The sequence below is a fragment of the Bacteroides cellulosilyticus DSM 14838 genome, assembly GCF_000158035.1.
GTDB lineage: Bacteria > Bacteroidota > Bacteroidia > Bacteroidales > Bacteroidaceae > Bacteroides > Bacteroides cellulosilyticus.
Genome location: NZ_EQ973492.1, coordinates 571,937 through 576,170, shown reverse-complemented (window position 1 = coordinate 576,170; position 4,234 = coordinate 571,937). Strand labels below are relative to the sequence as shown.

The following is a 4,234-nucleotide window of genomic DNA, read 5'->3' as shown; positions in this document are numbered from 1 at the left end:
TTCATTCCTATGCCGATATGTATTATCAATAAGTCGCAAACCATTGTTCTATAGCCTGTACGAGCCGATCATTTTCCTCAGCTGTCTGGGCAGCAATACGAAAGAAATGTTCATCCAGACCTTCAAAATTAGAAGCATCGCGAATTAGTATGCCGTGTTCATTGGCGAGGTAATTCTTGAGAGCAGAAGCCTTGCCAATGCGAAGACGAACCAACATAAAATGAGTTTCCGTCTCCCATACCTCAAGACCGCCCAAGCTCTCCAAAGCATGACGTAAAAGAGCCGTCTCCTGCAAATAAACAGAAATATTCAAGGGATTAGGCACATCGTAAGCCAGCAGATAGATTCCGGCCTCAATAGCTAACTGATTGACAGACCAAGGCATACGATGAGTACGCAAACGACTGAGCAAGCCTTCGTCAGCAGTTATATATCCCAGTCGTAAACCCGGAACAGCATAGCGTTTCGTCATGGAATGAAGCAGCAGGACATTCGGAAAGTTGACTGCTTCATCCGGCGAAAACAAAGGCTGTACAGTAAAGAACTCGTAAGACTGATCGATAACAAAACAAACCTGCGGATTACGGGTAATCAATTCTTTCAGATAAGCTTTCTCTATGACCGTACCGGTAGGATTGTTAGGATTACAAAGCCATAGCATACGGATATCAGGCGGTAAGAGATAATTGGTTTCTGCTGTCGGAAGCTTATAGAGTGACGTCACCCGATGACCATGCATGCGGCAAGCGTCAGCATACTCACTGAATGTAGGTTGAAAAATGGCTGTATTAGTACCACGAAAAGTTTGTGCTATAAGATAAATAGCTTCTGTAGCACCATTCGTCACACAAACAGAGGCAGCAGTAAGGTGATACTTCTCTGCCAGACGACCTTCCAGAGTATAAGGTTCCGGTTCCGGATAAGAAGAAATACCGCTGATACAGCTACACAAATGAGCCTGAAGTCCGGATAAATCTACACGATTATACACATTGGAACTGAAATTGGCCGTTATAGGCCGCTCGAATTTATAGGAATCATCTCCGTGTCCTTCAATCATGAGTTGTCAGTATTTTATAAATAAGTGGCAGATCAACATGACTACGCACATGGTCGGCCAGTTTATTGTATTGTTCTTCTTTGAATTGATGATAATCGAAAGATTTTCCCGCATCGGCAATCTTGTCGGCAAAAGGTTCCAGAAGGAAGTCGATGAATGAGGGATTGTCAAGAATACCGTGGATATAGGTTCCTATACAGGTACGATCCAGGAAATAACCGTCTGCACCGCCATCTTCCAAAAGATTCAGAGGGGAAACCGGTGCATCATAAACAGGAACGGTGGTACCCATGTGGATTTCATAACCTTCCAAATTTGCCTGCATTCCGTCAGTAGACAAATGGCTGTTTTCCCTTGCAACAACGGAAAGGCGGAATTTTATTTGCCGGGTAATCTTCTCTCCCGTCATATGTGTACTGACAGGTAAAAGCCCTAAACCGGGTAAACGTTCTATTTCTCCTTCCACATGGTCAGGATCACACACTTCCTGTCCCATAATCTGATAGCCGCCACAAATGCCCATAACGGTGGCGCCTTCACGATGGGCACGTATCACAGCTTGTGCCACACCATTACGACGCAATTCGTGCAAATCGGCAAGGGTACTCTTGCTGCCGGGTAATAAAATGATATCGGCTTTCGTCAATTCATCTACATTATTCGTATAGAAAAGATGTACCCGGGGATCGCGTTCCAACACATTAAAGTCGGTAAAGTTACTGAGATGGCGCAGCAATACAACCGCTATGTTTACTTTACCCTGCTCTGTCTGCACGGATTTCGTGGCAAGGGCCAGCGAATCTTCTTCTTCAATATAAATATCTTTATAATAAGGAACAACGCCTACCACAGGGATACCACAAAGTTCTTCAAGCATCTTTACTCCGGATTCGAACAAACGGATATCACCACGAAATTTATTGATTAGTATGCCCTTGATCCGCTCCCTTTCGTAAGGACGCAGCAACATTAACGAACCATAGACACTGGCAAAAACCCCTCCCCGGTCAATGTCTCCTACGAGGATCACATCTGCTCCGGCATGTAAGGCCATAGGTAGGTTGACCAGATCCGTATCCCGAAGATTTATCTCGGAAATACTTCCGGCACCTTCCATCACAATGGGGTTATAACGGGTGGCAAGACGGTCGAAAGCTGAACAGACCTCGTGACGCAACTCTTCACGACCTTCAACACGGAAATACTCATAGGCACTACGGTTACCGATGGGACGTCCGTTAAGTACCACTTGCGAGGTATGATCAGAAGAGGGCTTCAACAACAACGGGTTCATATCTGTATGGCAGGGAACTCCTGCCGCTTCGGCCTGAACAGCCTGGGCACGACCTATTTCCAGCCCTTCAGGTGTAGCATAGGAATTAAGTGCCATATTCTGTGCCTTAAATGGTGCCGGATGATAGCCATCCTGACGGAAAATACGGCAGAAAGCCGCGGCAATAATGCTTTTACCCACATCACTACCGGTACCGGCAAACATAATAGGATGAAGTTTCTCCATAAGAAAATGTTTTTTAGAGAGGGCAAAGATAATGCAAATCGAGTGCAGAACTTTCATGCTTGCATGAAAAAGTTATGCTGAGGTATTGGTAATAGGTATTAAACGATCTCTTTAATAGATATTAAACGGTCTCTTTAATAGGTATTAAACGGTCTTGGTAATTATCCGAACAAAAAGAAGCTTTCATTTTCACGCCACCATTGAACAATAGAAACGAACGAGTGTTTGAGATAAACGAACCTAAACCAACAACTTGACGTATGAAACATATTTTATTGATCGTTCTGTTGGGAGCAAGCCTATCTGTGACGGCGCAAACGAAACTCTCCCTCAGCTACGATGACGCCCTACAAATGCTGCAAAAAGGCAATCAAAGCCTGAAGATTGCGGACAAAGGTATTGAAACAGCCCGCACAGAGCGGGATAAACTGAATGCTTTGTGGTATCCGAGCCTACAGGGAGCCGGTACGTATGTCCACATGTCCGAAAAGATAGAAGTGAAACAACCCCTATCCCAATTCACAGATCCGGCAAAGGATTTTGTACACGACATCATACCGGACGATAAATTCATTAGCGGAATACTGGATCAGATAGGTAGCTACACTCTGGCTTTTCCTCTTGCTCCCCGTAATTTGACCACTGTAGGCTTAACTGCCGAATGGGTGGTCTTTTCCGGTGGAAAGCGTATACGGGCAGGCAAAATCGGAAATCGGTTGATTGACCTTGCCCGGGAAAACCGTGCACAGACAGATGCCACACAACGAACCCTATTGGCAGAAAGCTATTACGGTCTCAGCCTCGCCAAAGAAGTTGCAGCAGTCCGCCAAGACACTTATAATGGTTTGAAACAGCATTATGAAAATGCTCTTAAACTTGAAGCTGCCGGAATGATTGACAAGGCCGGACGCCTCTTTGCACAAGTGAATATGGACGAAGCCTGGCGGGCACTGGAAGCCGCACAGAAAGAAGTAACAGTCGTGGAAAGTGCTTTACGTACCTTGCTCAATCTGGAGGACACCTGCAAAATTGAACCTACGTCTCCTCTCTTTATCAATTCCACACTCCCGGCAAAAGAGGAGTTTCAGCAGACTATGCGTTCGGGAAACTATATCCTGAACCAATTGTCACTACAACAGAGCATTGCTAAACAACAATTACGTATAGACCAAAGTGGTTATCTGCCTGACATTGCCCTGTTCGGCAAACAAACGCTTTACGCCCACGGGATACAAAGCAACCTCGTGCCACGCACGATTGTCGGAGTAGGTTTCACCTGGAACCTTTTCGACGGATTGGCAAGGGAGAAACGTATCCGCCAGTCGAAAATTACCGAACAAACTCTTGCTTTGGGAAAAGATAAGGCACAAGATGACCTTTCAGTAGGCATAGACAAACTATACACAGGATTACAAAAGGCACAGGATAATGTACAGGCACTCAACTCAACCATTGCCCTGAGTGAAGAACTTGTACGAATTCGTAAGAAGTCCTTTGCCGAAGGCATGGCAACCAGTACCGAGGTAATAGATGCTGAAACCATGCTTGCCACCGTTAAAGTAGCCCGCTTGGCGGCTTATTATGAATATGATGTAACACTAATGAACCTGTTGGCACTTTGTGGTACACCGGAACAATTCAGAAACTATGCTGTT

3 protein-coding genes are annotated in these 4,234 nt (G+C 45.3%); 1 reads left to right on the top strand and 2 read right to left on the bottom strand.

The genetic code is table 11. From position 1 onward, the window contains the following. Positions 1–25: 25 nt before the first annotated feature. Together BACCELL_RS20420 and BACCELL_RS20415 are read right to left on the bottom strand one after the other, a co-directional pair. Positions 26–1,060: a threonine-phosphate decarboxylase gene (locus BACCELL_RS20420; RefSeq protein ID WP_007213948.1), complete on the bottom strand. Its 1,035-nt coding sequence runs from the start codon at positions 1,058–1,060 to the stop codon at positions 26–28. Continuing rightward, positions 1,053–2,579: a cobyric acid synthase gene (locus BACCELL_RS20415; protein ID WP_044154158.1), complete on the bottom strand. Its 1,527-nt coding sequence runs from the start codon at positions 2,577–2,579 to the stop codon at positions 1,053–1,055. The genes BACCELL_RS20420 and BACCELL_RS20415 overlap by 8 nt, the downstream gene beginning before the upstream one ends. Before the next feature lie 260 nt (positions 2,580–2,839). Here BACCELL_RS20415 and BACCELL_RS20410 point away from each other — a divergent pair. Further along, a partial coding sequence (locus BACCELL_RS20410; RefSeq protein WP_007213946.1) for a TolC family protein occupies positions 2,840–4,234 on the top strand: 1,395 nt, incomplete at its 3' end.

Coding starts and splice junctions, on each gene's coding strand:
- BACCELL_RS20415 (WP_044154158.1), bottom strand. CDS start 2,579: ATGGAGAAACTTCATCCTATTATGTTTGCCGGTACCGGTAGTGATGTG.
- BACCELL_RS20420 (WP_007213948.1), bottom strand. CDS start 1,060: ATGATTGAAGGACACGGAGATGATTCCTATAAATTCGAGCGGCCTATA.